A 24,867-nucleotide genomic window follows, 5' to 3' on the forward strand; every position below is an offset into this window, starting at 1 on the left:
AGGGTGGGGCATGCCCTTCATGGGTCCGATTCTACACCTTACGGGAGGATCTCCTCCACCCCCGCAGGCCCCGCCACCAGGGCCCGGGTGGCCAGGCCCACGAAAAGGCCCGTTTCCACCACCCCCGGGATCTCCAGAAGGGCCCTGTGCAGACCCAGGGGGTCCCCAATGGGGCCAAAGCGCACATCGGCGATCAAGTGCCCCCCGTCGGTGAAGTAAAACTCATCCCCCTCCATCCTCAGCTCCGGCTCCCCTCCCAGAGCGCGGATGGCCTTCAAGGTGGCCAGATGGCCAAAGGGCACGATCTCCACCGGCAGCACCCCGCGGCCCAAAACCGGCACCTTCTTGGTGTGGTCGGCGATCACGATGAACTCCTTGGCGTTGCTCTCCACGATCTTCTCCCGCAAAAGAGCCCCGCCCAGGCCCTTGATGAGGGAGAGGTCGGGGGCGATCTCATCGGCCCCGTCTATGGCCAGGTCCACCCCATCCGGGGGCAAATCCACCACCCGAATCCCCTCCCTAAGGGCCAGGTCCTTGGTGGCCTCCGAGGTGGGGACCCCCACAACCCCCCTAAGCTCCCCTTCCCTGAGCCGCCGGGCCAGCTCCAAGACCGCGTACCGGGCCGTGGACCCCGTGCCCAAGCCCACCACCATGCCATCCTGGACATAGGCCACGGCGGCGTGGGCCGCCTCCTTCTTATAGGATTCCAAGGGCCTCTCCACGGCTAAAACCCCCTTAAGCCCCGCAAGGCCTCGGCCACCTCCTCGGCATGCCCCTCAGGGGAGACCTTTTTCCATACCTTGGCGATGCGCCCTTCGGGGTCTATTAGGAAGGTCTGGCGCAACACCCCTTCGTACTCCTTGCCGTAAAGGTTCTTTTTCCCCCAGGCCCCGTAGGCCTGGATGGCCCTGCGCTCCGGGTCGGCAAGAAGGGGAAAGTTCAACCCGTACTTCTCGGCGAACCGCCGGTGGCTCTCCACATCGTCCGCGGACACCCCCAGGACCACGGCACCCAGTGCCTGCAAATCCCCCATGCGGTCACGAAAACCGCAGGCCTCCTTGGTGCAGCCAGGGGTATCGTCCTTGGGGAAAAAGTACAGCACCACCCACTTCCCCCGGTAATGGGAGAGGCGGTGGAGCCTGCCCTCCTGGTCGGGGAGTTCAAAGTCCGGCGCAAGGCTTCCCGCTTCCATGTAGGGCATGATACCGCACCCGTCCCCGCCAGGCCCGCGGTGCCGCTAAAGCTTATACCCAAAACGCCGCAAAAGGTCCTTGCGCCAGGCCACCTCGGCCTCATCCTCCACCCCCAGGGGCTTGAACCCGTCCATAACCCCCAGGATGGCCCTTTGCTCCCCCTCCTCCGCCACCACCACCTGGAGGGGGTTGGCGGTGGCGGCAAAAATCCTGACCACCTCGGGGCAGGCCTTCACCGCATGCAGGACGTTGATGGGGTAGAAGCCCTCCCCCAAAACGATGAGGAAGGTGTGCCCCGCCGCCAGGTTGAGGAGGTTCCTCACCGCCAGCTCGGTGAGCTCGGGGTCGGTGCCGGAGCGGCGGATGAGGCGCTTGCCGCTGGCCTCGGAGAAGGCGAGGCCAAACTTGATGCCCGGCACCGCGGTCACCAAGGCCTCGTGCAGGTCCTCCACCGTCTTGATGAAGTGGGCTTGGCCCAGGATGACGTTGAGGTTTTCCGGCTTCTGGATGGGGATGAGCTTGAGTTCCATGCCCCCATTTTATCCGTGGCCCAAGACCCAACCCCAGGGGGTGCGGAAGGTGTAGCATGGAGCCCATGGACGTCCTGGAGAAGGCCGTAGGGGGAGAGAGGCTTACCGAGGCCGAGGTGCTTGCCCTTTTTGATCTGCCCCTACCGGAGCTGGCCGCCGCGGCCCACGAGGTGCGCCTCCAGAAGACCGACCCCGAGGTGGTCACCTTCCTCATTGACCGCAACATCAACTACACCAACGTCTGCACCGTGGCCTGCGCCTTCTGCGCCTTTTACCGCACCAAGCGGCAGAAGGACGCCTACACCCTCTCCTACGAGGAGATCGCCAAGAAGGTGGAGGAGCTTTACCAGGTGGGGGGAAGGCGCATCCTCATGCAAGGGGGCGTGAACCCGGAGCTTCCCCTGGAGTGGTACCTGGACCTCCTGCACTACCTCAAGGGGCGCTTCCCCGACCTGCGCATCGACGCCTTCAGCCCCGAGGAGATCCTTGGCCTAGAGCGGCTCACCGGCCTGCCGGCAGAAAACATCCTGGAGAAACTCCAGGAAGCAGGCCTGGACGGGATGCCGGGGGCAGGGGCGGAGATCCTGGTGGATGAGGTGCGGCAAAAGGCGGCCCCCGCCCGCATCAGGACCGCCGACTGGTACCGCATCGTGGACGCCGCCCAGTCCCTAGGGCTTTACACCCTGGCCAGCATGGTGATCGGCTTCGGGGAAGGCCCCAGGGAGCGCACCCTTCACCTCCTAGGCCTCCGCGCCCAGCAGGACAAGGCCTTGCGGCAATACCAAAACGGCTTTGCCGCCTTCGCCCTTTGGACCCTGCAGGTGGAGCACACCCGCCTGAAGGGCAAGGCCCCGGGGGCCACCGCCCACGAGTACCTGAAAACCTTGGCCATCGCCCGGCTGGCCCTGGACAACTTCGCCCACCTTCAGGCCTCCTGGCCCACCCTGGGGTTCAAGGTGGCCCAGGCCGCCCTCTACTACGGGGCCGACGACTTCGGCAGCACCATGCTGGAGGAGAACGTGGTCTCGGCGGCCGGGGGCCACGGGCGCACCCACGCCACGGTGCGGGAAATCGTGCGCCACATCGTGGATGCGGGGTTTAGGCCCGCGGAGCGGGACCCCCTGTACCGCATCCTGCGCTACCCGGACCCCGAGGCCATCCTGGCGGAAACGGTGGAACTGCCCCTCTAAGGCCCCGTCGCGGCTTGCGCCGCGACGGGCCCCCTTGCTAAACCGGTTCCTTCTGGACAAGCCCCTGGCGAATCTCCTCCAAGAGGGGGCGTAAGGGGCGGCCCGCCTCCAGGGCCCGAATGAGGGCGCTTCCCACCACCACCCCGTCGGCCACCGCCGCCTGGGCGGCGGTCTCCCTCCCCGAAACCCCGAAGCCCACCGCCACGGGCAAGGAGGTCCTGGACCTGATGCGCCGCACCAGGTCCCGCACCTCCTCGGGAAGCCGCTCCCGCTCCCCCGTGACCCCGGTGACGGACACCGCATAGATGAAGCCCGTGGCGTAGCGGACCACGGTCTCGATCCGCCCGTCCGTGGAGGTGGGGGCCAGGAGGAAGACCGTCTCCAGGCCGATCTCCTGGGCCAGGCGCACCAGGGCCGGGTCCTCGTCCGGGGGCAGGTCGGGAAGGATCAGGCCCGTGACCCCCGCCTGCCGAAAGAGGCTGAAAAAGCGCTCCGGCCCCCAGGCCAGCACCGGGTTCAGGTAGGTCATGAGGAAAAGGGGCTTTTCGGTGAGGAGGCGCACCTCCCGCACCAACTCCAAGACCCCTTGGACGCTCATGCCCTTCCTGAGGGCCACCTCGCTGGCGCGCTGGATCACCGGACCATCCCCCAGAGGGTCGGAGTAGGGAAGGCCGATCTCCAGGAGGTCGGCGTAGGGGAGCACCTCCTTCACCGCCTCCAAAAAGCCTTCCCGGCTGGGGAAGCCTGCGGTGAGGTAGGGGATGAGGGCCGCCCGCCCCTCGGCCTTGGCCTGGGCAAAGGCTTCTTGGGTGGTCATCGCTCTCCTCCTAGAAGGCGCATGGCCTCGGTCACGTCCTTGTCCCCCCGGCCCGAGAGGTTGATGACCACGATCTGGTCCTTGTCCATCTCGGGTACCACCTTGGCCGCGTGGGCGATGGCGTGGGCCGACTCCAAGGCGGGGATGATCCCCTCGAGGCGGGCCAGGAGCTTGAAGCCCTCCAGGGCCTCCTCATCGGTGACCGCCGCATACTCGGCGATGCCCTGGTCCGCGTAGTAGCTGTGCTCCGGCCCCACCCCAGGGTAGTCCAGGCCGGCGGAAACCGAGTGGGCCGGGGTGATCTGGCCATCGTGGTCGTAGAGGAGGTACATGTAGCTCCCGTGCAACACCCCCCGCTTTCCCGCCCCGATGCTGGCGGCATGCCGCCCGGTGGAAAGCCCCTCCCCCGCCGCCTCCACCCCGATGAGCCGGGGGCGCTCTTCCTCCTTCAGGTAGGCGAAGGGGGCGAAGAGGCCGATGGCGTTGGACCCCCCGCCCACGGCGGCGATGAGGGCATCGGGGTAACGGCCGAACATCTTCAGGCTCTGCTCCTTCACCTCCTCCCCGATGACGCTTTGGAACTCCCGGACCATCATGGGGTAGGGGTGGGGGCCCACCACGGAGCCCAGGATGTAGAAGGTGGTGCGCACATGGGTGAGCCAGTCGCGGATGGCCTCGTTGGTGGCGTCCTTCAGGGTGCGGCTTCCGGCAGCCACGGGCCGCACCTCAGCCCCCAGGAGCTTCATGCGGAAGACATTCAGCGCCTGCCGCCTCACGTCCTCCTCCCCCATGTAGACCACGCATTCCAAGCCGAAAAGGGCCGCCACCGTGGCCACGGAAACCCCGTGCTGCCCGGCCCCGGTTTCGGCGATCACCCGCCTTTTGCCCATACGCCGGGCCAAAAGGGCCTGGCCCAGGGTGTTGTTGATCTTGTGGGCCCCGGTGTGCAGGAGGTCCTCCCGCTTCAAGTACACCTGGGCCCCGCCCCAGTGCTGGGAAAGCCTCTTGGCGTGGTAAAGGGGGGTGGGCCGGCCAGCGAAGGTCCTCAGGTGGTACTCCAGCTCCGCCAAAAATGCGGGGTCCTTTTTGGCCTCCCGGTAGGCGGCTTCCACCTCCTCCAGGGCCGGGATCAAGGTCTCGGGAACGTACCTTCCTCCGTAGGGACCGAAGCGTCCTCGAGGATCGGGCAAGGGAAAGTCTGGCAACCTCAACATACCTACTCCAAATGGGCGCCCTGGCGCCACAAAGCCTATCCATCCTACACGCCGCAAGCCCTATAGCCAAGGGCCCTAGGGCCTGTAGCGCCCATGCCGCCACTTGTAGGCAAAGGGGGTGCGGACCCGCATGAGCTTAGGGTAGACCCCTTTGGGCCAAAGGACAAGTAGACTCAAGGGCATGGGTCACGGGGAAGCGCATCCTGAGATTCCTGTCCTGGATAAGGGGTTCGTGCGCCTGGTGGACTGCATGGGGGATGACGCCGCCATCGTCCAGGCGGCCAGGGTCTCCTATGGACCGGGCACCAAGACGGTGCGGGAGGACGCCGCCCTCATCGACTACCTCATGCGCCACCGCCACACCAGCCCCTTTGAGATGGTGGAGTTCAAGTTCCACGTGAAGGCCCCCCTCTTCGTGGTGCGCCAGTGGTTCCGCCACCGCACCGCCAGCGTGAACGAGATTTCTGGTAGGTATTCCATCCTAAAGGAGGAGTTCTACGAGCCTCCCGCCTGGCGTCGCCAGGCCCGGAGGAACAAGCAGGGCTCGGAGGGGGCCTTCACCGACGAGGAGGCCTTACGCCTCCTGCAGGGGGTGGAGAAGGAGGCCTACGAGGCCTACCAAACCCTCCTGGAAAAGGGCATCGCCCGGGAGATGGCCCGGATGGTCCTCCCCCTAAACCTCTACACGGAGTTCTACTGGAAGCAGGACCTGCACAACCTCTTCCACTTCCTGGCCCTGCGCCTGGACCCCCACGCCCAGTGGGAGATCAGGCAGTACGCCCAGGCCATCGCCCTTCTGGTGAAGGCCAAGGTGCCCCTGGCCTGGCAGAGCTTTGAGGAGCATGTGCTCAAGGGGGCTCATCTCTCCCAGACGGAGCTCAGGGCCCTGCGGGGGCTTCTCACCCCCGAGCTTTACGAGAAGGCCCTAAAGGAGCTTGGCCTTTCCGGTTCCCGGCTGGAGGAGGCCCTAACCAAGCTCTTTCCACCGGAGCCCACGTAGCGTGGCCCGCGGGCCTTAGGCCAGCAGGGCCTCCCGGTTCTTCCCCGTGCGCTCCTCCAGGAGCCGGTAAAGCTCCTCCTCCGTGAGAATGGGCACCCCCAGGGCCCGGGCCCTTTCCAGCTTGCTCCCCGGGGCTTCCCCCACCACCAGGTAGCTCGTCTTGCGGCTCACGGAGTCCGTCACCTTGGCCCCAAGGCGCCGCAAGAGGGCCTTCACCTCCTCCCGGGGGCGGGAAAGCTCCCCGGTGATGACGAAGGTAAGGCCCTTCAGGGCTTCGCCGCCCCGCTCCTTGGCCTCCATCTCCACCCCCGCCTCCTTTAGGCGGCGCACCAGGTGGCGGAAGGCAGGGTCCTGGAGGGTCTCCAGGATGCCCCGGGCGGTGAGCTCCCCCACCTCCTCCACCTCCAGAAGCTCCTCCAAGGAGGCCTGAAGAAGCCGGTCCATGGTGCCGAAGCGGGCCGCCAGGTTGCGGGCCAGCACCTCCCCCACCCCGGGAAGCCCCAGGGCATAAAGCAGGCGCTCCAACCCCCTCCCCTTGCTCTCCTCAATCTGGCGAAGGAGGTTTTGGGCGCTTTTCTCCCCCATGCGCTCCAGGCCCACCAGGTCCTCCTTCTTCAGGTGGTAAAGGTCGGCCACGTCCTTCACCAGGCCCTTTTCCAGGAGTTTCTCAATCAGTTTCTCCCCCAGGCCCCCGATGTCCATGGCCTTGCGGGAGGCGTAGTGGCGGATGGCCTCAAAGCGCTTGGCGGGGCACAAGGGGTTGGGGCAGCGGTGGACCTTGCCCTCCTTCACCAGGCGGTGGCCGCACTCGGGGCAGGTCTTTGGCCAGCGAATGGGCTTCTCCTCCCCGGTCCTCTTCTCCTTCAAAACCCTTAAGACCTCGGGGATCACCCCTCCCGCCTTGTGCACCAGGACCCAGTCCCCGATGCGCACGTCCAACTCCTCAATGTAGCTTTCGTTGTGAAGGGTAACCCGGCTCACCTCGCTCCCCTCGATCCACACCGGCTCCAGCACCCCCACCGGGGTCACCCGGCCCGTGCGGCCCACCTGGAACACCACCTCCAGAAGCCGGGTCTCCTTCTCTTCCGCGGGGAACTTGTAGGCGATGGCGAAGCGGGGTGCCCGGGCGGTGTACCCAAGCTCCCGCCAAAGGGCAAGCTCATCCAGCTTCACCACCACCCCGTCCGCCTCAAAGGGAAGGTGCCGCCGCTCCCTCAGCCAGGCCTGGTAAACCCCCTCCACCCCCTCCACGCCCTGGACCAGGGCGAAGCTGTGCTCCACGGGGAAGCCCTTCTCCATTAGCCAATGGAGAAGCTCAAACTGGGTCCTTACCCCGCTTTCCTCCAGGCCAAGCCCCAGGGCGTAGAAGGTGGCCCTAAGCCCCCTTCCCGCGGTGACCCTGGGGTCCTTCTGCCGAAGGGAGCCGGCCGCGGCGTTCCTGGGGTTTTTGAAGATCTTTTCGCCCTTTTCCTCCAGTTCCTCGTTGAGGCGGAGAAAGGCCTCTATGGGCATGTACACCTCCCCCCGGACCTCGAGGCGCCCCGGCACCCCCTTAAGCCTCCGGGGGATGCTGGGAATGGTGAGGAGGTTCTGGGTCACCTCCTCCCCCGTCTCCCCATCCCCCCGGGTGGCCCCCCAGACCAGGATCCCCTCCTCGTAGTAGAGGTTGACGGAAAGCCCGTCCACCTTGTGCTCCACCGTGTACACGAAAGGCCCCTTCCGCCCCAGGGCCCGCTCCACGCGCTCCTCAAAGGCCCTGACCTCCTCGAGGGTGAAGGCGTTGTCCAGGGAGTACATGCGGGTGGGGTGGCGGATGGGGCGGAAGGTGGCCTCCAGGGGCTTCGCCCCCACCTGCTCCGTGGGGGAGTCGGGGCTTTTGAGCTCGGGGAAACGCTCCTCCAGCTCCTTCAGCTCCCTAAGAAGCCGGTCGTATTCCGCATCCGAGATCTCCGGGGCATCCAGGACGTAGTAGCGGTAGTTGTGGTAGCGGATCAGGTCCCGTAGCTCGTTGATGCGTTTGCGCGCCTCCTCCAGGGTCATGCCCTGAGTTTACCCAACCGGGTATAATGCCTTCCGGCGAGATGCCATAGGAGGTGGCAGATGAAACGTATCCTGGCCCTTTTGGCGGTATTGACCCTAGGCCTGAGCCTGGCCCAAGTCCGGGTGGGCATTGCCTTTGACGCTGGAGGCAAGTTCGACCGCTCCTTCAACCAGTCCGCCTGGGAAGGGGCGCAGAAGGCGGCCAAGGACTTTGGCATCAAGCTCTTTGACTTTGAGCCCGCCGACCCCTCCCAGGTGGGCCAGGGCATCCGCACCTTCGCCGAGGAGGGCTTTGACCTGGTCATCGGAGTGGGCTTCGCCAACGAGCCCGCCATCACCGCCACCGCCAAGGAGTTCCCCAAGGTGAACTTTGCGGTGATTGACGCCGTCCCCGGCGAAGGGAAGCTCGCCAACGCCGTGGGCCTGGTCTTCCGGGAGCACGAGGGGAGCTTCCTGGTGGGCTACATCGCCGGCAAGATGAGCCGCACCGGGGTGGTGGGCTTCATCGGCGGCATGGACATCCCCCTCATCCACAAGTTTGAGGCGGGCTTCCGCGCCGGGGCCGAGTACGCCTTCAAGGAGGACAAGATCCAGGGCAAGGTCCTGGTGGGCTACGTGGGCAACACCCCCGCTGCCTGGAACGACCCCGCCAAGGCCAAGGAGATCGCCGCCAGCCAGGTGCGCCAAGGGGCGGACATCATCTACGCCGCCGCGGGGGGTTCGGGCCTGGGGCTCATCGACTACGTGAAGCAGGCCAAGTGCCTGAAGGAGGGCGGGGCCATCCGCTTCGTGCGCAAGGCCGACCCCTACGCCAAGGTGCCCAAGTACGCCGACTACACCAAAACCTGCGGCACCGACGGCACCAAGGCCACGCCCCTCTTCTTCATCGGGGTGGACGCCAACCAGAACTACCTGGGCGATACCGACAACAACCCCAACACCCTGAACCACGGCCTCACCTCCATGATGAAACGGGTGGACGTGGCCACCTACGAGGTCATCAAGAGCGTGGTGCAGAAGACCTTCAAGGGCGGGGTGCGGGAGTTCGGCCTGGCCAACAACGGGGTGGGCTACGCCCTGGATGCGTACAACAAGGCCCTGATCCCCGCCACCGTGGTGAGCAAGCTGGAGGTCCTGAAGCAGCAGATCGTCAAGGGGCAGCTCAAGGTGCCCGAGAAGCGCTAAGGCCGCCCCACCCAGGCTAGGTCAGCCCCTCCACCTTTCCAGGGCTTGACCTAGCCGAAATGGGGAAGCCTCGCCCAAGGCTGGGGTTCCTTCCCCAGCCTTTTTGTATACTCCGGGGGTGGAGGCGAGCGGAGCTACCCGGAAGGCCCTGGTGTTGAAGGACATCACCAAGCGCTTCCCCCTGGTCCTGGCCAACGATCACATCAGCCTGGACCTGAACTGGGGCGAGGTCCTGGCCCTGGTGGGGGAGAACGGGGCGGGGAAGTCCACCTTGATGAAGATCGTCTATGGCCTTCAGCCGCCGGACAAAGGGGAGATGTGGGTGGACGGCCAGCCCTACCGGCCCAAAAGCCCCCTGGACGCCATCGCCCACGGCATCGGCATGGTGCACCAGCACTTCATGCTGGTGGAGCCCTTCACCGTGCTGGAGAACCTGGTTTTGGGCCTCGAGCCGGGAAGCCCCCTTTACCTCAACCTCCACGAGGCCCGGAAGCGGGCCACCGCCCTCATGGCGGAACTGGGCTTCCAGGTGCCCCTGGACGAGCGCATTGAGAACCTGCCCGTGGGCCTGCAACAGCGGGTGGAGATCCTAAAGGCCCTCTACCGTGAGGCCAAAATCCTCATCCTGGACGAGCCCACCGCCGTCCTCACCCCCCAGGAGGCGGAGGAGCTTTTCCGCTTCCTCCGGGCTTACGTGGCCAAGGGGAACGCCGCCATCTTCATCAGCCACAAGCTGAAGGAGGTGCTTTCCGTGTCCGACCGGGTCACGGTGATCCGGGACGGGAAGGTGGTGGGCACGGTGAAGACCCCCGAGACCTCCTTGGAGGAGCTGGCCCGGATGATGGTGGGCCGGGAGGTGGTCCTAAGGGTAGAAAAAGGGCCGGCCAAGCCGGGGGAGGTGGTGCTGGAGGTGGAGGGCCTCGAGGCGCCCCCTAGGCTAAGGGGGGTGAGCTTCAGGGTGCGGGCCGGGGAGATCGTGGGCATCGCCGGGGTGGAGGGGAACGGCCAGACCGAGCTGGTGGAGGCCCTGGCGGGCCTGCGCAGGTACCGGGGCACGGTGCGCTACCTAGGCCGCCCCCTTCCCCACCAGGCCCTAAGGGTGCGGGAGGCGGGCGTAAGCCATATCCCTGAGGACCGGCTCGCCCGGGGCCTGGTCCTGGACTTTTCCGTGCGGGAAAACGCCATCCTTGGGGACCAGCACCGCCCCCCCTTCCGGGGCTTCCTGGGCTTCCTGGACGGGGAGGCCATGGAGCAGCACGCCCGGACCCTGGTGGAGACCTTTGATGTCCGTCCCCGCTCCACCGAGCTCTCCGCCCGGCGCTTCTCCGGGGGGAACCAGCAAAAGATCGTGGTGGGCAGGGAGCTCTTGCGGGGGCCAAGGCTCCTCATCGCCGCCCAGCCCACCCGGGGCGTGGACGTGGGGGCCATTGAGTTCATCCACCAGCGCCTGGTGGAGGCCCGGGACCGGGGCCTGGCGGTGCTTTTGGTCTCCGCGGACCTTTCCGAGGTGATCAGCCTTTCGGACCGGATCCTGGTCATGTACGAGGGGCGGATCGTGGGCGAGCTCACCCCGGAGGAAGCCAAGGAGGAACGCCTCGGGCTTCTGATGGCCGGGGTAACCGCCTAAGCGCCTGGCCATGGGGGTCGAAAAGGACGATGCCCAAAGCCTTTCTGGGGCGCCTAGTCGCCCCGGAACTCCCCGGCCACCCCGCCCAGGACCACCACCTCCCCGGTCCTGAGGGCGTAGCGAACCCGTTCCCCCCGCACCTGGCCCTTCTCGTCCCGGCTCTCCACCCCGCCGAAGAGGTAGGCGTAGCCCTCCTTCTCCCGCAGGAGGGCCCTTTCCGCCTTGGTGGTGCGCCCCCCCTGGGTGAACTCCACCCCCCCAAGAAGCCAGAGCCGATCCTCGTCCAGAAGATAGCGCAAGGCGCCCGCCTTACCCGAAAGGGGCTTCTCCCCCTCCCGCTGAAGCCGCAAAGGCCCCTCCAGGAAGGCCTCCCCCGTATCGTTTAAGTAGCGGAGCCCCTGCCCCTCCACCCGCACCCGCCCCTGGACCACCGCCACCTTCCCAGGGGCCGGCCTCAGCTCCAGCCGACCCTCCTCCTCCAGGTACCGGGCCTCCCCCCCGGAAAGGAAGAGCTCCTCCACCCTGCCCCGCTCCACCACCGCCAGGGGCCCCTGGGCCTCCACCTCCTCCCCCAGGCGCACCTCCACCCCCTTGGGGTCATAGAGGACGAGCCGGAGGTAGCGCTCCCCTTTTCCCTCCCCAGCCCTTCGCAGGCGCATCAGGTAGGGAAGCCCCTCCCGCTCCCAGTCCGGGTTATAGGCCACCTCCACCCTCTCCCCCACCTTTAGCCCCTCCTCGAGGGCGCTGCCCGCATCCCGGAAGAAAACCCGGCCCTCCACCTGGACCCTCTCGGAGGAGAGGGCCTGAAGCTCCCCCACCAAAAGGTCCCCGTAGTCGGCGTAAAACAGGCTTCCCTCCTCCCCGCTCACCCACGCCACCACCTTCTTGTCCTTCCGGACCAGCTCCACCTCGGGGCGGTACACCTCCTGGGCCAGGGCCAAGACCAGGGCCAGGAGGAAGAGGAGGAGCCACCTGAAGGCCAAGGGCTACCTCTCCGAGAGCTTGCGGAACTCCTCCACCGGGAGGCGGAAGGCCTTGCCGTAGACCCGCACCTGGTGGCGGTTCACGTTGTGCTGGAGGGTGTTCCCCGAAAGCCTAAACCCTTCCTTCTTGTTCTCGCTCACCGCAGGCCTACCCAAAACGAGGGCCTCCCCCGTGGTGTCGTCGTAGTAGAGGCTATCCCCCGTGGTCACCAGATCCCCATCCTGTAGCCGCACCCCCCCGGTGGCGATGAGCCTCTTGGGTCCGGTGAGGCTTCGCACCTCCTTGGCCCTTATCACCAGGTCCCCATCCTTGCGCTTGCGGGTGAGGACCACCTCCTTGGGGTCGGTGAACACCGCCAGGCCCTTTTCCTCCTCGTAGTAGACCAAGGCCGCCCGCCCCTCCTGGTTCCCGCTTCGGAGAAGGGCATTTTCGCTGCTGGAGGTGTCCGTATCCACCTGGAAGGCCATGCGGCTGGCCTCCACCTCCACCGGATCCTCCCCCGGTTTGGGCTCTTGGCGCATGCGGGCCGGGCCCAAGAGCTCCCCTTCCCCGGTTTTCTCGCGGTAGACCAGAACCGGCCCCCTGGCCTCCACCCGCCCCCGGCGCACCACCACCCCGCCCTCAAAACGGGCCTCCCGTTCCCCTTCCGCCTCCTGCATGGTCTTGCCCTTGGGGGCGGTGAGGGTGGCCTTGGGGGACCGGATCTCCAAGTCCTTCACCCGGCCCCTGACCTCCCCCTCAAAGGTCCAGGGGCCGTAACGCAGGTCCCCTGAAAGCCGACCCCCCTCCACCTGGATCACCCGGACGCTGGAAGCGGCCAAAGCCACACCCAAAAGGGACAACCACACCCATCTCCTCATGAACTACCTCCTTCCACGGTGCAAGGGCCAAAGGTACCCCCCGCGGGAAACTCAAACCGCGGGCTTTCCGCCTCTATGCGCTCCATGCCGAAATCCGAGCGAAAGCCCAGGGCCTCCCCCCTCAGGTTGGGGGCCTCAATCCGCACCCAGGGGGCGAAAAACCCCTCCTTCTGCCGGATGAGGACCTCCCCCTTGCCCGGGGCGGAAAGCTGGAGGCGGAAGCAACCTTTCAGGATCTCCACCTGGGCGAAAGGAGCCCGCAGGTTATCCCCCGGCTCCACCGTCACCTGGGGGGCGAAGAGGCGCAGGTCCAGCCGGTCTTCCACGTACCGCTCGCCCCTAAGCCCCCCCTGGATGCGGAAAACCCCTCCCTCCTCCACCATCTCCTGGGCGGAAAACCGCCACTCCACCCCCTCCTCCTCCGGGAAGAGGAGGAACTCCACCCCCTTTAGGCGCACCCCTGCCTCCTGGGGAAGGGGCCTAGGGGAAACCCGCAGGAGCCAACCCAGAAGGAAGCCTAAGGCGAGGAGGAGAGCAAGAAGAGCCCGCACCCTTCCCACCATACCCAAGCCCCCTTGAGAAAGATGACAGCGCCCCCAGGGGGCCTTAGCCCAACACATCCCGCGGGTTCCCCCGCACCCGCAGGTTCACCCAGGTTTTGCGCAGGCGCAGGAGGGCCTTGAGGGGACGGTACAGGGGGGAAAGGGGCAAGGTGTAGGCGGGAAACTGGACGCGCCGGCCCCCAAACCCCTCCTTGAAGCGCCATATGCCCTCGGCGTGGCTACCCTCTGGGGTTCTGGGCACGCCCCAAAGGTCGTAGATGCGGTAGCCGCGGCCAAGGGCGTGGCGGATGGCCGCCAGGTGCATGCCCATGGGCGCCTTGGCCTCAGGGTGCGCGCGGCTGCTTCCCCCGTAGAGGTAATCCACCTTGCCGGCAAAGGCCACGAAAAGCCCCGCCGCCAAGGCCTCCCCATCCTTACGGGCCACCGCCAAAAAGGCCTCCCCGTAGGGTTGGTTCAACTCCTTAAGGACCGCCCGGTAATAGGCCTCCGCGTGCTGCAGGAGCCTGGCCCGGCGGTTGGTCTCCTGGAAAAGGCGGAAGAACTCGGGGAAAGCCTCCTCCCCCTCCACGGAAAGCTCCGTGCGCTTCAGGGCCAGGCGGGCGTTGCGGCGGTGCATCTCCTTCATCCCCTTAAGGAGGGCCTCCTCCCCCTGGCTGAGGTCCAACCACAGGGAGTAGGCGGGCTGGATGGCCTCCTCCGGGAGGAGGCCCGGGAAGCTGGGGGGCGGTTCCTCCGCTGGCAACCCGGCCTCGGGCTCGAGGACCAGGTGGGTGCCCCGCACCCCCTGGGCCAGGGCCCGGGCCACCTGGGGCAGGTCCTCGAGGCGGGCCAGGGCGGGACCTCGAGGCGCATAGGCCAGGCGTAGACCCCCAGGCAATGGGCGCAACAACACCTGGGCCGCCCCCAGAAGCCCCTCCTTTCCGTACACCGCAAGCCGCCTGGGCACCCAGCCGGAAAGCCGCTTCACCTCCCCCCAGCCCCAAGACTGCAGGGCGCTGGTAATGGGCAGCTGGGAAACCAGCCGGTTCCAGGCCTCGGGATCGCGGATCTCTACAAGCTCGGCCACCCCCTAAGCGTACAGGGCCTGGGCCAGCTCTTCCAGAAGGCCATCGCCCTCCAGGGGTAACCGCTTCTCCCTCACGTAGGCCTCCAGGTGGGAGGCCAGGCGCGGATCCTGCACCCGGGCCGCCCGTTCCCTCAGGGGCACCAGGGGCCAGCCGAAGGCCAGGTGGCCCAGAAGGTCATAAAGATCGTACTCACCGGGAAGGATGCGCCGCAAAAGGGCCTCGGTCCAACCCTTGGCCAGGAGGTTCTTAAGAAGGGCCCGGCGGCCGGAGGTCTTGAGCCAGAGGGCCTTAAACCGCTTTTCCTCGGGCAAATCCTGGGATAGGCGCACCCCCACCTCCTCGAGGCTGGCCACCCGCTCCCCCCCGGGAAGCACGTACCCCTGCTGGCTCAAAAGGCCCTCTATAGCCTCCTTAAGGCGGCGGCCGGAAATGGGTTTTTCCAGGAAAAGATCGGCCCCCAGGGCCCGGCTGGGGCCCTCCAACTCCCTGCCGCCCCCGGTGAACATGATCACCGGCACCTTGGCCAGGCGCCGCACCGCCCGGATACGCCCAAGAAGGGTGAGGCCGTCCATGTCCGGCATCATGATGTCCAAGAGGATCAGGTCCGGGGTTTCCTTGCGCAGGTGTTCCAGGGCCGCCTTGGCGGAATCCGCCAGGACCACCTGGTGGCCCGCCCCGGAAAGCAGGAGGTCCAAGAGGTGACGGATGCGGGGGTCATCGTCCACCACAAGAAGCCGCGCCACAAAGGCCATGCTAAGGGAAAGGGCTTTCTTGCGTCTACGGGAAGGAGTAGCATGGGGGGCATGAGGATCGCCTTCCAGGGGACGGAAGGAGCCTACAGCGAGGAGGCCCTGCTCAGGAACTTTCCCGGTTCCACCCCCATGGGCTTTCCCACCTTTCACCAGGTCTTTGAGGCGGTGGAGGCGGGGGAGGCGGAGCTTGGGGTGGTGCCCGTGGAGAACACCACCGCGGGCAGCATCAACCAGACCTACGACCTGCTTCTGGAAAGCGACCTCCACGTGGTGGGGGAGATCATCCACCGGGTGGAGCACTGCCTGCTTGCCCCCAAGGGCACAGAGCTCAAAGACCTCAAGGCGGTGAAAAGCCACCCCCAGGCCCTGGCCCAGTGCGACGGCTTCCTGGCCCGCATGCGCCTTACCCCCATACCCGTTTACGACACCGCCGGGGCCGCCCGGGCCCTCTCGGAAAACCCCGAGCCCGGGGTGGGGGCCATCGCCAGCCGGCGGGCCGCGGAGCTTTATGGCCTGCAGATTCTGGCGGAGAACATTGAGGATTACCCCCACAACTACACCCGGTTCTTCGTCATCGGCCGGGAGGAGGCCCCAAAAGGGGAGGGGCCCCATAAGACCAGCATCGTCTTTGCCGTGCGCCACCGGCCCGGGGGGCTTTTGGAGGCCCTCACGGTCTTCGCCGAGGCCGGGGTGAACCTCACCAAGCTGGAGTCCCGCCCCAGACGGGACAAGCCCTTCAGCTACCTCTTCTACCTGGACCTCGAGGGCCACCTGGAGGACCCTGGCCCCGCCCAGGCCCTTCTCGGCCTCCTCCGGCGGGCCGCCTTCCTCAAGGTCCTGGGTTCCTACCCCGCCTATCGCAACGGGGCTTAGCCGGGGCGTACGTCCACCACCCGCTCCCCCGCGGCCTTGAGCCGGTCAGGAACCCCCGCCACATCCTCCCCCACCACCCTCAGGACCAGGCGCTGGTACCCATTCAGGTGGGCGGCGGTGGCGATGGAAACGATGTTGGCCGGCGGCACCGCCTGGGCCATCTGGGCCAGGGCCCCGGGCACATCGGGGATGTCCACGGTGATGCGCAAGCCCCCCATCTTCAGCCCCAGCACCTCAATGAAGGCCCTGAGGACATCGGTCACCGTGATGATGCCCACCAGCTTCTCCCCCTCCATCACCGGAAGGCCGCCGATCTTCTTCTCCTCCAACAAAAGGGCCGCCTTTTCCAAAGGCTCATCGGCCTCCACGGTAATGACGGGCTTGGCCATCACCTCCTGCACGGTGAGCTTGGAAAGGAGGTAGTTCATCTCCCAGACCGACAGGGTGGTGGCCTTGGAGGGCATGGCGTCCTTGAGGTCCTTGTCGGTGACCAGGCCGACGAGCTTCCCATCCTTCACCACCGGCAAGCGCCGGAAGCCCTTGTGTTTCAAAAGGTTAATGGCCTCCAGCACCGGGGTATCCGGGGCCACGGTAAGGGGGTCCTTGGTCATCCAGTCCCTGACCAGCATGGCTTCACCTCCGGTTTCCAGTCTACCCTGGGGCAAGAAGAAAAATGTCCCCGCCAAGGCCTTGGCGGGGACAAGGAGGTTCCTCTAGCGCAGGTTGGCCCCTATAACCGTGCGCCCAAACCGGCCCCCGCCAAAGGCGTAAAAGTACTCCCCGTCCAGGAAGATCCCCGTGCGGGCGTCCAGGAGGAACTCCACCCCCAAGGAGAGGTGCAACCCCACCTCGCTCCCCGCGGCGAAGTACCCGCCAAGCCCACCCCCGAAGTAGGGCCTGATCCCCCGCAGGTCCCGGTCCAGCTGGCCCAGGTCGGGCTTGAAGAGCACCTCCCCCGCCGCCAGGAAGCTGGGCCCCCCAGGAAAGAGATCCGCAAACCCGCGGAAGACCAGGTTGCGCTCCAAGGGCGCCTCGAGGCCAAGCCCTAGCCCAGCCGGGGGTAGGGAAAGGCGAAAAGAAACCGCCCGCTGGGCAAAAGCCCCTGTACCCAAAGCCAGAAGCGCCAAAAGCAAAAGGGTCTTGCGCATAACCCACCTCCTCAAAGCATCCTACCCCCATCTGGGGCCAAGCGAAAGAAAGGCTCCTCTCACCCACCCTTCACCCTCAGGCCTTACGCTTTCCTCCATGAAACGGCTTTCCCTAGCAGCCCTCCTCCTGGCCTTTGGCGCCCTGCTCACCCCCATGCTGGCCCAGAACCGGAATGTGGCCACCCGGGTGGGCTTTGTGGACGCCGATGCCCTGGTGCAGGCCCACCCCGACTATAAGAAGATCCAGGACCTCCAGGCCCAGGCCCGCAAGGAGCTGGCCCCCCTGGAGGAGAAGCTCAAGCCCCTGGACCAGAAGGTCCGTTCGGGCCAGGCCACGGCCAAGGAGCGCCAGGACTACGAGGCCCTCCTCAAGACCTACCAGGACACCGTGAAGAAGTGGCAGGACCGTCAGAACCCCGTGCTTAAGCCCATCCTGGAGGAGGTGGACCAGGCCATCGCCAAGGTGGCCAAGGCCCAGGGCTTCGCCGTGGTCATGAGCCGCCAGGTGGCCGCCCAGTCGGGGCTGGTGGTCTACGCGGACGATGACACGGACCTGACCGAGGCCGTGAAGAAGGAGCTGCGGCGCTAGCCCAAGCCCTGGTCCCCGGGGGGAAGCCCCCCGGGGTCTTTCTTTTACCCCGCCCGCCCGAAGGTTATAATCCCTCCGATGGCGAAGCGGAAGCCGGCCAAGCCCAGCCGCAACCCTGACCTCGAGGCCCTGGCCGCCCTGGTCTGGAGCGTGGGGCTTTTCTTTCTGGCTCCCCTTCTGCCCATACCCACGGGGGTCCTCGGGTCCTTTCTGCGGGAGAAGCTTTACGGGACCCTGGGGCTTCCCGCCTACCTTATCCCCCCAAGCCTCCTCCTCCTGGGAGGGCTCCTCTTCCGGGGAAAACCCCTGGGGCCCTTCCTTCGCCACCTCCTTTTCCTCTACCTTCTGGCCTTTGCCCTCCTCCCCCTTCTAGGGCCCCTGGCGGGCCGGCTGGGCGCCTTCTGGCGCACCCTTTTGCTCGGTCAGGCCGGGGCCTTGGGCCTCCTCCTCCCCCTCCTGCTGGCCTCCGTGGTCCTGGACCTCTGGCGCCGCAAACCGCCCCTATACCTCCTCCTCACCGGCCTCCGCCTGGGGGTGGAAGGGGTCCGGTGGACCCGCCACCGCCTGAAGGCCCTTGTCCTCAGGCGGAGGATGGCCGCCCTGGCCCGCATCTATCCCGACCACACCGCCTTAAAGGCCCTAGGGCAAAACCTCTCCCCCGCGGAACTCCCGGGGGTGGAAAAGGCCCTTAGGGACTTCCTGCGGGAAAGGGCCGCCGAGCTGAAGCGGCAGATGGAGGAGGACCAAAGGCCCCTGGAACCCCGGCTCCAATCCCTTCTCCAGGGCTTGAAAACCCCCGTGCCCGGGGAGGGTCCCCTGCGGGATGCCCTCGAGGAAAGGCGGGCAGCCCTCCACCTGGAGGCCCAGGCCCTTTTGGCCCGCCTGAAGGCCCTCCACGCCATCCCCACCCCCCGGGCCACCGTGGGGGGACTGGTGCAGGGGCTAAGGCTTAGGGAGGAGCGCAAGGCCCGTTGGGAGGAGCTGGCTGGCCTGGTCCAGGACCTGGAGGAGCGCCACGAGGCGCTTTCCTCCTGGCTTTCCTTCCTCTCCCGCCACCCCGAGGCCCAGGCGGAGGGGCTAAGGGCCCTGCTCACGGGCAATCCCCCACCCGCCTCCTCCCCCCCACCCCCTGCCCCCGAACCGGAGGCCTTTGACCTGGACCTGGTCTTTCCCGAGCCCTCCCCGCCCCAGGCCCATCCGGACCCCCCTCGCCCCCCGCCCCCTTCCCCAGAACACCGCCCTGGCCCTTCCCACCCCGGACCTCCTGGACCCCCCGGAGCCCAAGGGGGCCGCCCGGGGCCTGGAAGAGGAGGTGGAAAGGCTGAAGCGCACCATCGCCGACACCCTCCGGCACTTCGGGGTGCAGGCGGAGGTGGTGGGCCATGCCCGCGGGCCCTCGGTGATCCGCTACGAGCTCCTGCCCGCCCCCGGGGAGAAGATCAGCCGCATCCAGAGCCTGCAAAACGACCTGGCCCGGGCCCTGGCGGTGGGGGCGGTGCGCATCGAGGCGCCCATTCCCGGGAAGAACACGGTGGGCCTCGAGGTGCCGAACCCCAAAAGGGAGCTGGTGCGCTTCTCGGAGGCCGTCTTATCCCCCGCCTTCCAAAACGCCAAGGCCCTGCTGCCCTTGATCTTGGGCAAGAGCATTGAAGGGGAGATCTGGGTGAGGGACCTCGCCAAGATGCCCCACCTCCTCATCGCCGGCTCCACGGGAAGCGGCAAGAGCGTGGCCATCAACGTCCTGATCGCCAGCCTCCTCTATAAGCACCTGCCCACCTCCCTCCGCCTTCTCCTCATAGACCCCAAGATGGTGGAGCTCACCCCCTACGAGGGCATCCCCCACCTGGTGCGCCCCGTGGTCACAAGCCCCGAGGAGGCCGCGGGCGTCCTGCAGGGAGCGGTGGCCCACATGGAACGGCGCTACCGGCTCCTAAGCAGCGTAGGGGCCAGGAACCTGGAACAGTACAACGCCAAGATGGAAAAGGGGGGTGGGGAAACCCTCCCCTATCTGATCATCGTGGTGGACGAGCTGGCGGACCTGATGATGACCGCCCCCAAGGAGGTGGAGTCCGCCATCTTGCGCCTGGCCCAGATGAGCAGGGCCACGGGGATGCACCTGGTCCTGGCCACCCAAAGGCCCAGCGTGGACATCCTCACCTCCCTCATCAAGGTGAACATCCCCGCCCGCCTGGCCTTTGCCGTGTCCAGCGGGTTTGACTCCCGCACCATCCTGGACACCCAAGGGGCGGAGAAGCTCATCGGCCAAGGGGATGCCCTCTTCTACCAACCCGGGCTTCCCAAGCCCGTGCGCCTCCAGGTGCCCTACCTCTCCGAGGAGGAGGTGGGGCGCCTGGCGGGTTACCTGAGGGGGCAAAGCTTTGAGGACCGGTTTGCCGAGGCCTACGGCCAGGACTTTGAACCCCCAAAGGGGCCGGAGGGGGCAGGGCCTGGCGAGGTGGACTTCTCCGATCCCCTGCTGAAGAAGGCGGCGGAGATCGTGGTGGAGGAGGGGTATGGCTCCGTAAGCCGCCTGCAACGCCGGCTTTCCATCGGCCACGCCCGGGCGGGCAAGCTCATGGACGCCCTGGAGGCCATGGGGATCGTGGGCCCCTCCAAGGGTTCCAAGCCCCGGGAGGTCCTCATCAGCAAAGAACAGCTCAAGGACTTCTTCGGGTAAGGTGTGCTATTATGGCCCTTTGTGGAAACGGTGCCGGGCGGGCGCTGGGTGGCGGAAATCTACGGTTGCGATCTGGATGTCCTGGAAAACCCCAAGATGGTGGAGGCCGCCCTCCTGGATGCGGTGATGCGCCTGGGGGCGCCTCGAGGCTCGGCCCAGTCGGTGGTGTACAAGTTCCACCCCCAAGGGCTTTCCGCCGCGGTGGTGAGCCCGGTGGCCGCGGTGATGATCCACACCTGGCCCGAGGATAACGCCTCCGCCACCTTGGACCTCTACTTCTACCGGGATGGGGTGAACCCGGAGGAGGTCTTGAAGGGGCTTTCCCGGGCCTTTGGGGCCAAGGAGGAGTCCGCCTTCCGCTATTGGCGGGGTGGGGAACACGCCATCCGGCGCCGGGCCTTCGGCGGCCAGCAAGGAGGATAGCCATGGACTACGGCATGTACTTTTTTGAGCACATCACCCCCTTTGAGACCATGGTGCGGCGCATGGAGCGGGTGATCGCCTCCGGCCGCACCCAGTACCAGGACTACTTTCTCTTTGAAACCCAAGGCTTTGGCAAGGTGCTGGTCCTGGACAAGGACGTGCAGAGCACGGAAAGGGACGAGTACGTCTACCACGAAACCCTGGTCCACCCGGCCATGCTCTCCCACCCCGAGCCCAAGACCGTGCTCATCGTGGGCGGCGGGGAAGGGGCCACCCTGAGGGAGGTGCTCAAGCACCCCAGCGTGGAACGGGCGGTGATGGTGGACATCGACGGGGAGCTGGTGGAGCTGGCCAAGCGCCACATGCCCGAATGGCACCAGGGGGCCTTTGAGGACCCCCGCACGGTCCTGATCATCGACGACGCCCGGGCTTACCTGGAAAAGAACCAGGACACGTACGATGTGATCCTCATCGACCTCACGGACCCCGTGGGGGAAGACAACCCCGCCAGGCTCCTTTACACCGTGGAGTTTTACCGGCTGGTGAAGGCCCACCTGAACCCGGGGGGGATCATGGGCATGCAGGCGGGCATGATCATGCTCACCCACCACCGGATCCACCCGGTGATCCACCGCACGGTGCGGGAAGCCTTCCGCTATGTGCGCAGCTACAAGAACCACATCCCCGGCTTCTTCCTGAACTTCGGCTTCCTCCTGGCCTCGGATGCCTTTGACCCCGCCGCCTTCTCCGAAGGGGTGATCGAGGCCCGCATCCGGGAACGGCAGCTGGCCCTGCGGCACCTTTCCGCCCCCTACCTCGAGGCCCTCTTCGTCCTGCCCAAGGACATCCAAGAGGCCATTGACCGGGAAACCCTGGTGTCCACCGACCAGAACCCCTTCTACGTTACCCCGGAAGGGGAGGCCCGGCAGGCCCCTTACCGGGGCTAAAGCCTTCTCACCCGGGGCATGGTAAAGTAGGCCCATGCAACGCGTGATCGTTCTCGTGGTGGTGGCCTTGGCCCTGGTGGGCCTGGGCTGGATCCTTTGGGGCCCCAAGGGGCAGCGGGGGCTGGACCCCGCCCAGGGCGCCCGCTTCGCCCTGGGCCCCGAGGACGCCCCCGTGGTGGTGGTGGACTTCTCCAACTACCTCTGCCCCCATTGCCAAAACCACGCCCTGAACGTCCTCCCCCGGCTTAAGGCCGAGTACATGGACACCGGCAAGGTGCGCTACCTCTTCCGGGACTTCCCCTTCCCCGGCCAGGCCCACGTGATCCGGGCCAGCGAGGCCGCCGCCTGCGCCGCCGACCAGGGGCGTTACTACGAGTACCACGAGGTCCTCTTCCGGGCCGCCTCCGGCTGGGGGAACCTGCAAGGGAGCGTCCTGGACCGGTATTTGCTGGATCTGGCGGCACAGATGGGGCTGGACGAGGCCGCCTTTGCCCAGTGCCTGGCCTCCAACAAGCACCGGGAGGGGGTCCTGGCCGACCAGAAGCTGGCCACGGACCTGGGCCTCACCGGCACCCCCACCTTCTTCATCGCCGGGGAAAAGCGCACCGGTTTCCTGAGCTACGAGGAGTGGAAAAACCTCCTGGATAAAGCCTTGGCCGAGAAAAAGTAGGGGGATGGGTGTAGAAACACGGCAGGCCTTAGCCTGCCGTGTTTTGGCTTATTTGTTACCCTAGGACCCATGGAGGCCCTCTGGGTGGCCGCCGCCTTCGCCCTGGGCCTGTTGGCCAGCCGCCTGGGGCTTCCCCCCTTGGTGGGCTACCTGGGGGCAGGCTTTGCCCTAAACGGACTGGGCCTGGGGGAGACCGACTTCCTGCACCATGCGGCGGAGATCGGGGTGCTCCTTCTGCTTTTCACCGTGGGGTTAAAGCTCCGCTTCCAGGACCTCTTGGAGCCTCGAGTCCTGGTGGCAGGGGGGCTCCACCTCCTGCTCTTCTCCCTCCTGGCCTTCCTCCTCCTGGGAAGCCTTCCCCTGGCCATGGCCTTGGCCTTTTCCAGCACCGTGCTGGTGGTGAAGGTCCTGGAGGACAAGAAGGAGCTGACCACCTACCACGGTCGCCTCAGCGTGGGCATCCTGGTCCTTCAGGACCTGGTGGCCGTGGGCCTCATCACCCTTTACGGCGAAAACCGGATCAGCCCTTGGGCCGGCCTCATCCTCCTTGTGCCCCTGGGGCGCTTCGCCGTGTCCTGGCTTCTGGAAAAAAGCGGCCACGAGGAGCTTTTGGTGCTCTTTGGTCTGGGCCTTGCCCTTCTTGGGGGAGAAGGCTTCCGCCAGGCGGGCCTGTCCCCGGAGCTGGGAGCCTTGACCATGGGCGTCCTCCTCTCCGGCCACGAAAAGGGAGGGGAGATGGCCAAGGCCCTTTGGGGCCTAAAGGAAGCCTTCCTCGTGGCGTTTTTCCTAGACATAGGGCTCCGGGAAGGGTTAAGGGGCGTGGAGCCGGGACTGGTCCTGGCCTCCCTCCTCCTCGTCCTGATCAAATCCCCCCTTTTCTTCGCCCTCTTTCTCCTCCTGGGGCTTCGGGCCCGCACCGCCTTCGTGAGCGGGATGTACCTGGGGAACTACTCGGAGTTTGCCCTCATCGTGGGGGTGGTCCTGGAGCGGGCGGGGCTTTTGCCCTATAGCCTTCCCACCCTGGCCTTAGGGGTAGCGCTTTCCATGGCCGTTTCCGCCCCCCTGGCCCGGTACAGCCATAGCCTTTACAAGCGCCTCGAGGCCCGCCTCCTTCCCCTGGAGCGAAGGGTGGCCCACCCCGACCAGGAACCCGAGCGCCTGGAAGGGGCCACGGCGCTCATCGTGGGCATGGGCCGCACGGGGGGCGCCGTCTACCGCATTCTGGAGGCCGGGGGGGAGCGCCCCGTGGGCCTGGACGCCGACCCGGAGAAGGTGGCCCGCCACCAGGCCAAGGGGCGCAGGGTCTTCTACGGGGACGCGGAGGACCCCGAGCTTTGGGAACGCCTGGACCTAAGCGGCCTGAAAGCCGTGGTCTTGGCCCTGCCCGACCTGGAGGCCAAACTGCTGGCCGCCCGCTGGCTGAAGGAGCGGGGCTTTAAGGGGATCCTGGCCGCCACCAGCTTCCACCTGGAGGAGGACCCCGCCTTGGAAGCCGCGGGCGTGACCCTCCTCTTCCACCCCTTCCGCGAGGCGGGGGAACGCCTGGCGGAAAGGGTCCTGGAGAAGCTGGCTATAATGGGTGGGGTGAGCCATGGCCGGTCATAGCAAGTGGGCACAGATCAAGCGCAAGAAAGCCGCCAACGACCTCAAGCGCGGCAAGATCATCTCCAAACACCTAAGGGCCATCCAGGCGGCGGCGCGAGCCGGGGGAAGCCCCTACCCGGAGGCCAACGTCCAGCTACGAAACGCCATTGAGGCGGCCCGCGCCGACGATGTCCCCATGGAAAACATTGAGCGCCTCCTGCAAAAGCTGCAAGGCGGCGGGGACGGGGCCGAGCAGTACGAGGAGATCGTCTACGAGGGGTATGCCCCGGGGGGCGTGGCCCTTTTGGTCTACGCCCTCACCGACAACCGCAACCGGACCGCCGGGGAGGTGCGCCACGTGTTCAACAAATACGGGGGCTCCCTGGGGGCCAGCGGCAGCGTGGCCTGGCAGTTTGAGCGCAAGGGGGTGATCGTCTGCGCAAACTCCGAGGCGGCGCAAGAGGCGGCCATTGAGCTAGGGGCCTTGGACCTCGAGGAGGAAGGGGAAAGCCTCACCATCTACACCGACCCCGCCGGTACCTACCGCATCGCCGAGGAGCTAAAGGCGCGGGGCATCCCCGTGGAGGCGGCGGAGGTGGTGCAGCACCCGCAGAACACCGTGGCCTTGCCCCCGGAGGAGGCCCTGAAGGTCATGCGCCTGGTGGAAGCCTTGGAGGACCTTGACGACGTGCAACACGTCTACACCAACCTGGACCCCGCAAGCCTCCAGGTGGAGGCCTAACCCTCCCAAATGCGCACCCCCCCTCTTCCCTGACCCTGGCCAGGGGCCAAGCCCGCATCTTGGCATGCCTTGGCCTTTAACCCCACCTTGGCTTTAGCCAAGGTGGGGGCCTCAGCAAACCCCTTTAGGCCAAGCGCGGCAACGCCCAGGAAAGGCTTTTGGAAAAGGGCGCTACTCCTTCTTGCGCTTCTT

24 protein-coding genes and 1 pseudogene are annotated in these 24,867 nt (G+C 66.5%); 12 read left to right on the top strand and 13 right to left on the bottom strand.

The genetic code is table 11. From position 1 onward, the window contains the following. Window positions 1–38: 38 nt before the first annotated feature. Genes rpiA through BS74_RS07460 form a run of 3 tightly spaced genes read right to left on the bottom strand, consistent with a single transcriptional unit; the run spans window position 39 to window position 1,723 of the window. Window positions 39–722, bottom strand: a complete 684-nt coding sequence (gene rpiA / locus BS74_RS07450; RefSeq protein ID WP_038057518.1) for a ribose-5-phosphate isomerase RpiA — start codon at window positions 720–722, stop codon at window positions 39–41. Between the two features lie 2 nt (window positions 723–724). Further along, window positions 725–1,201, bottom strand: a complete 477-nt coding sequence (gene bcp / locus BS74_RS07455; protein ID WP_185747713.1) for a thioredoxin-dependent thiol peroxidase — start codon at window positions 1,199–1,201, stop codon at window positions 725–727. 36 nt (window positions 1,202–1,237) lie between these two features. Next, complete coding sequence (locus BS74_RS07460) at window positions 1,238–1,723, bottom strand: adenosine diphosphatase (RefSeq protein ID WP_038057520.1); 486 nt, start codon at window positions 1,721–1,723, stop codon at window positions 1,238–1,240. A 56-nt stretch (window positions 1,724–1,779) separates the two neighbouring features. Here BS74_RS07460 and mqnC point away from each other — a divergent pair, with 56 nt between their 5' ends. After that, on the top strand, window positions 1,780–2,913 hold the full coding sequence (mqnC, locus tag BS74_RS07465) for a cyclic dehypoxanthinyl futalosine synthase (protein ID WP_185747714.1): 1,134 nt from the start codon (window positions 1,780–1,782) through the stop codon (window positions 2,911–2,913). 37 nt (window positions 2,914–2,950) lie between these two features. Here the strand turns inward: mqnC and trpA are convergent, their stop codons facing one another. After that, window positions 2,951–3,730 (bottom strand): tryptophan synthase subunit alpha, encoded by a 780-nt coding sequence (gene trpA, locus BS74_RS07470; protein ID WP_038057522.1) that lies wholly within the window; start codon window positions 3,728–3,730, stop codon window positions 2,951–2,953. After that, on the bottom strand, window positions 3,727–4,944 hold the full coding sequence (trpB, locus tag BS74_RS07475) for a tryptophan synthase subunit beta (RefSeq protein ID WP_038057524.1): 1,218 nt from the start codon (window positions 4,942–4,944) through the stop codon (window positions 3,727–3,729). Before trpB ends, trpA begins: the two co-directional genes overlap by 4 nt. 181 nt (window positions 4,945–5,125) lie before the next feature. Between trpB and thyX the strand changes: the two genes are divergently transcribed. Further along, on the top strand, window positions 5,126–5,944 hold the full coding sequence (thyX, locus tag BS74_RS07480) for an FAD-dependent thymidylate synthase (protein ID WP_038057526.1): 819 nt from the start codon (window positions 5,126–5,128) through the stop codon (window positions 5,942–5,944). Window positions 5,945–5,959: 15 nt separating this feature from the next. On the opposite strand, the gene ligA is transcribed toward thyX, so the two are convergent. Next, a complete protein-coding gene (ligA, locus tag BS74_RS07485; RefSeq protein WP_038057528.1) occupies window positions 5,960–7,984 on the bottom strand; it encodes an NAD-dependent DNA ligase LigA in 2,025 nt (674 codons plus the stop codon). Window positions 7,985–8,044: 60 nt separating this feature from the next. Here ligA and BS74_RS07490 point away from each other — a divergent pair, with 60 nt between their 5' ends. Further along, entirely contained in the window at window positions 8,045–9,169 is a 1,125-nt protein-coding gene (locus BS74_RS07490) for a BMP family lipoprotein (RefSeq protein ID WP_038057530.1), read from the top strand. Window positions 9,170–9,287: 118 nt separating this feature from the next. Beyond that, window positions 9,288–10,796: an ABC transporter ATP-binding protein gene (locus BS74_RS07495; protein WP_038057533.1), complete on the top strand. Its 1,509-nt coding sequence runs from the start codon at window positions 9,288–9,290 to the stop codon at window positions 10,794–10,796. 53 nt (window positions 10,797–10,849) lie between these two features. On the opposite strand, the gene BS74_RS07500 is transcribed toward BS74_RS07495, so the two are convergent. From BS74_RS07500 to BS74_RS07520, 5 genes are read right to left on the bottom strand one after another with little or no spacing between them, the layout of a single operon-like run. After that, window positions 10,850–11,779: an LPS-assembly protein LptD gene (locus BS74_RS07500; RefSeq protein WP_038057535.1), complete on the bottom strand. Its 930-nt coding sequence runs from the start codon at window positions 11,777–11,779 to the stop codon at window positions 10,850–10,852. 3 nt (window positions 11,780–11,782) lie between these two features. Further along, complete coding sequence (locus BS74_RS07505) at window positions 11,783–12,640, bottom strand: LptA/OstA family protein (protein ID WP_038057536.1); 858 nt, start codon at window positions 12,638–12,640, stop codon at window positions 11,783–11,785. Next, window positions 12,637–13,203 (bottom strand): hypothetical protein, encoded by a 567-nt coding sequence (locus BS74_RS07510; RefSeq protein WP_038057537.1) that lies wholly within the window; start codon window positions 13,201–13,203, stop codon window positions 12,637–12,639. Before BS74_RS07510 ends, BS74_RS07505 begins: the two co-directional genes overlap by 4 nt. Window positions 13,204–13,246: 43 nt before the next feature. Further along, window positions 13,247–14,269 carry a lipid II:glycine glycyltransferase FemX gene (locus BS74_RS07515; protein ID WP_038057538.1) on the bottom strand — a complete coding sequence of 341 codons (1,023 nt, stop codon included), beginning with the start codon at window positions 14,267–14,269 and terminating at the stop codon, window positions 13,247–13,249. A 3-nt stretch (window positions 14,270–14,272) separates the two neighbouring features. Beyond that, the gene (locus BS74_RS07520) at window positions 14,273–15,022 is read right to left on the bottom strand and encodes a response regulator (RefSeq protein WP_038057539.1); all 750 of its coding nucleotides are present in this window, start codon (window positions 15,020–15,022) and stop codon (window positions 14,273–14,275) included. 51 nt (window positions 15,023–15,073) lie between these two features. Here BS74_RS07520 and pheA point away from each other — a divergent pair, with 51 nt between their 5' ends. Then, window positions 15,074–15,895, top strand: a complete 822-nt coding sequence (gene pheA / locus BS74_RS07525; protein WP_038057540.1) for a prephenate dehydratase — start codon at window positions 15,074–15,076, stop codon at window positions 15,893–15,895. Here the strand turns inward: pheA and BS74_RS07530 are convergent. Both BS74_RS07530 and BS74_RS07535 read right to left on the bottom strand, forming a co-directional pair. Beyond that, window positions 15,892–16,524 (bottom strand): CBS and ACT domain-containing protein, encoded by a 633-nt coding sequence (locus BS74_RS07530; protein ID WP_038057542.1) that lies wholly within the window; start codon window positions 16,522–16,524, stop codon window positions 15,892–15,894. The two genes, pheA and BS74_RS07530, sit on opposite strands and share 4 nt — an antisense overlap. 84 nt (window positions 16,525–16,608) lie before the next feature. Beyond that, complete coding sequence (locus BS74_RS07535) at window positions 16,609–17,043, bottom strand: hypothetical protein (RefSeq protein WP_038057544.1); 435 nt, start codon at window positions 17,041–17,043, stop codon at window positions 16,609–16,611. A gap of 97 nt (window positions 17,044–17,140) precedes the next feature. On the opposite strand from BS74_RS07535, the gene BS74_RS07540 reads away from it, so the two are divergent. From BS74_RS07540 to BS74_RS07580, 7 genes and pseudogenes are all read left to right on the top strand, one after another. Then, window positions 17,141–17,632 (top strand): OmpH family outer membrane protein, encoded by a 492-nt coding sequence (locus BS74_RS07540; protein ID WP_038059020.1) that lies wholly within the window; start codon window positions 17,141–17,143, stop codon window positions 17,630–17,632. A gap of 78 nt (window positions 17,633–17,710) precedes the next feature. Continuing rightward, window positions 17,711–20,309, top strand: a pseudogene (locus BS74_RS13020) (DNA translocase FtsK). Between the two features lie 21 nt (window positions 20,310–20,330). Then, on the top strand, window positions 20,331–20,732 hold the full coding sequence (gene speD / locus BS74_RS07560; RefSeq protein ID WP_038059025.1) for an S-adenosylmethionine decarboxylase: 402 nt from the start codon (window positions 20,331–20,333) through the stop codon (window positions 20,730–20,732). A gap of 2 nt (window positions 20,733–20,734) precedes the next feature. Beyond that, window positions 20,735–21,679: a polyamine aminopropyltransferase gene (speE, locus tag BS74_RS07565; RefSeq protein WP_038057550.1), complete on the top strand. Its 945-nt coding sequence runs from the start codon at window positions 20,735–20,737 to the stop codon at window positions 21,677–21,679. Window positions 21,680–21,713: 34 nt separating this feature from the next. Continuing rightward, window positions 21,714–22,349, top strand: a complete 636-nt coding sequence (locus BS74_RS07570) for a DsbA family protein (RefSeq protein ID WP_038057552.1) — start codon at window positions 21,714–21,716, stop codon at window positions 22,347–22,349. 69 nt (window positions 22,350–22,418) lie between these two features. After that, a complete protein-coding gene (locus tag BS74_RS07575; protein ID WP_038057556.1) occupies window positions 22,419–23,954 on the top strand; it encodes a cation:proton antiporter family protein in 1,536 nt (511 codons plus the stop codon). Beyond that, window positions 23,941–24,675 carry a YebC/PmpR family DNA-binding transcriptional regulator gene (locus BS74_RS07580; RefSeq protein WP_038057558.1) on the top strand — a complete coding sequence of 245 codons (735 nt, stop codon included), beginning with the start codon at window positions 23,941–23,943 and terminating at the stop codon, window positions 24,673–24,675. The genes BS74_RS07575 and BS74_RS07580 overlap by 14 nt, the downstream gene beginning before the upstream one ends. The last annotated feature ends 192 nt before the right edge of the window (window positions 24,676–24,867 follow it).

Origin of the sequence: Thermus amyloliquefaciens (assembly GCF_000744885.1) — a bacterium.
Lineage (GTDB): Bacteria > Deinococcota > Deinococci > Deinococcales > Thermaceae > Thermus > Thermus amyloliquefaciens.

What these genes read in the sequence shown, in the direction of transcription:
- bcp (WP_185747713.1), bottom strand. Translation starts at nt 1,201, where the DNA reads ATGCCCTACATGGAAGCGGGAAGCCTTGCGCCGGACTTTGAACTCCCC.
- BS74_RS07460 (WP_038057520.1), bottom strand. Translation starts at nt 1,723, where the DNA reads ATGGAACTCAAGCTCATCCCCATCCAGAAGCCGGAAAACCTCAACGTC.
- mqnC (WP_185747714.1), top strand. Translation starts at nt 1,780, where the DNA reads ATGGAGCCCATGGACGTCCTGGAGAAGGCCGTAGGGGGAGAGAGGCTT.
- trpA (WP_038057522.1), bottom strand. Translation starts at nt 3,730, where the DNA reads ATGACCACCCAAGAAGCCTTTGCCCAGGCCAAGGCCGAGGGGCGGGCG.
- trpB (WP_038057524.1), bottom strand. Translation starts at nt 4,944, where the DNA reads ATGTTGAGGTTGCCAGACTTTCCCTTGCCCGATCCTCGAGGACGCTTC.
- thyX (WP_038057526.1), top strand. Translation starts at nt 5,126, where the DNA reads ATGGGTCACGGGGAAGCGCATCCTGAGATTCCTGTCCTGGATAAGGGG.
- ligA (WP_038057528.1), bottom strand. Translation starts at nt 7,984, where the DNA reads ATGACCCTGGAGGAGGCGCGCAAACGCATCAACGAGCTACGGGACCTG.
- BS74_RS07490 (WP_038057530.1), top strand. Translation starts at nt 8,045, where the DNA reads ATGAAACGTATCCTGGCCCTTTTGGCGGTATTGACCCTAGGCCTGAGC.
- BS74_RS07505 (WP_038057536.1), bottom strand. Translation starts at nt 12,640, where the DNA reads ATGAGGAGATGGGTGTGGTTGTCCCTTTTGGGTGTGGCTTTGGCCGCT.
- BS74_RS07510 (WP_038057537.1), bottom strand. Translation starts at nt 13,203, where the DNA reads ATGGTGGGAAGGGTGCGGGCTCTTCTTGCTCTCCTCCTCGCCTTAGGC.
- BS74_RS07520 (WP_038057539.1), bottom strand. Translation starts at nt 15,022, where the DNA reads ATGGCCTTTGTGGCGCGGCTTCTTGTGGTGGACGATGACCCCCGCATC.
- pheA (WP_038057540.1), top strand. Translation starts at nt 15,074, where the DNA reads ATGAGGATCGCCTTCCAGGGGACGGAAGGAGCCTACAGCGAGGAGGCC.
- BS74_RS07530 (WP_038057542.1), bottom strand. Translation starts at nt 16,524, where the DNA reads ATGCTGGTCAGGGACTGGATGACCAAGGACCCCCTTACCGTGGCCCCG.
- BS74_RS07535 (WP_038057544.1), bottom strand. Translation starts at nt 17,043, where the DNA reads ATGCGCAAGACCCTTTTGCTTTTGGCGCTTCTGGCTTTGGGTACAGGG.
- BS74_RS07540 (WP_038059020.1), top strand. Translation starts at nt 17,141, where the DNA reads ATGAAACGGCTTTCCCTAGCAGCCCTCCTCCTGGCCTTTGGCGCCCTG.
- speE (WP_038057550.1), top strand. Translation starts at nt 20,735, where the DNA reads ATGGACTACGGCATGTACTTTTTTGAGCACATCACCCCCTTTGAGACC.
- BS74_RS07570 (WP_038057552.1), top strand. Translation starts at nt 21,714, where the DNA reads ATGCAACGCGTGATCGTTCTCGTGGTGGTGGCCTTGGCCCTGGTGGGC.
- BS74_RS07575 (WP_038057556.1), top strand. Translation starts at nt 22,419, where the DNA reads ATGGAGGCCCTCTGGGTGGCCGCCGCCTTCGCCCTGGGCCTGTTGGCC.
- BS74_RS07580 (WP_038057558.1), top strand. Translation starts at nt 23,941, where the DNA reads ATGGCCGGTCATAGCAAGTGGGCACAGATCAAGCGCAAGAAAGCCGCC.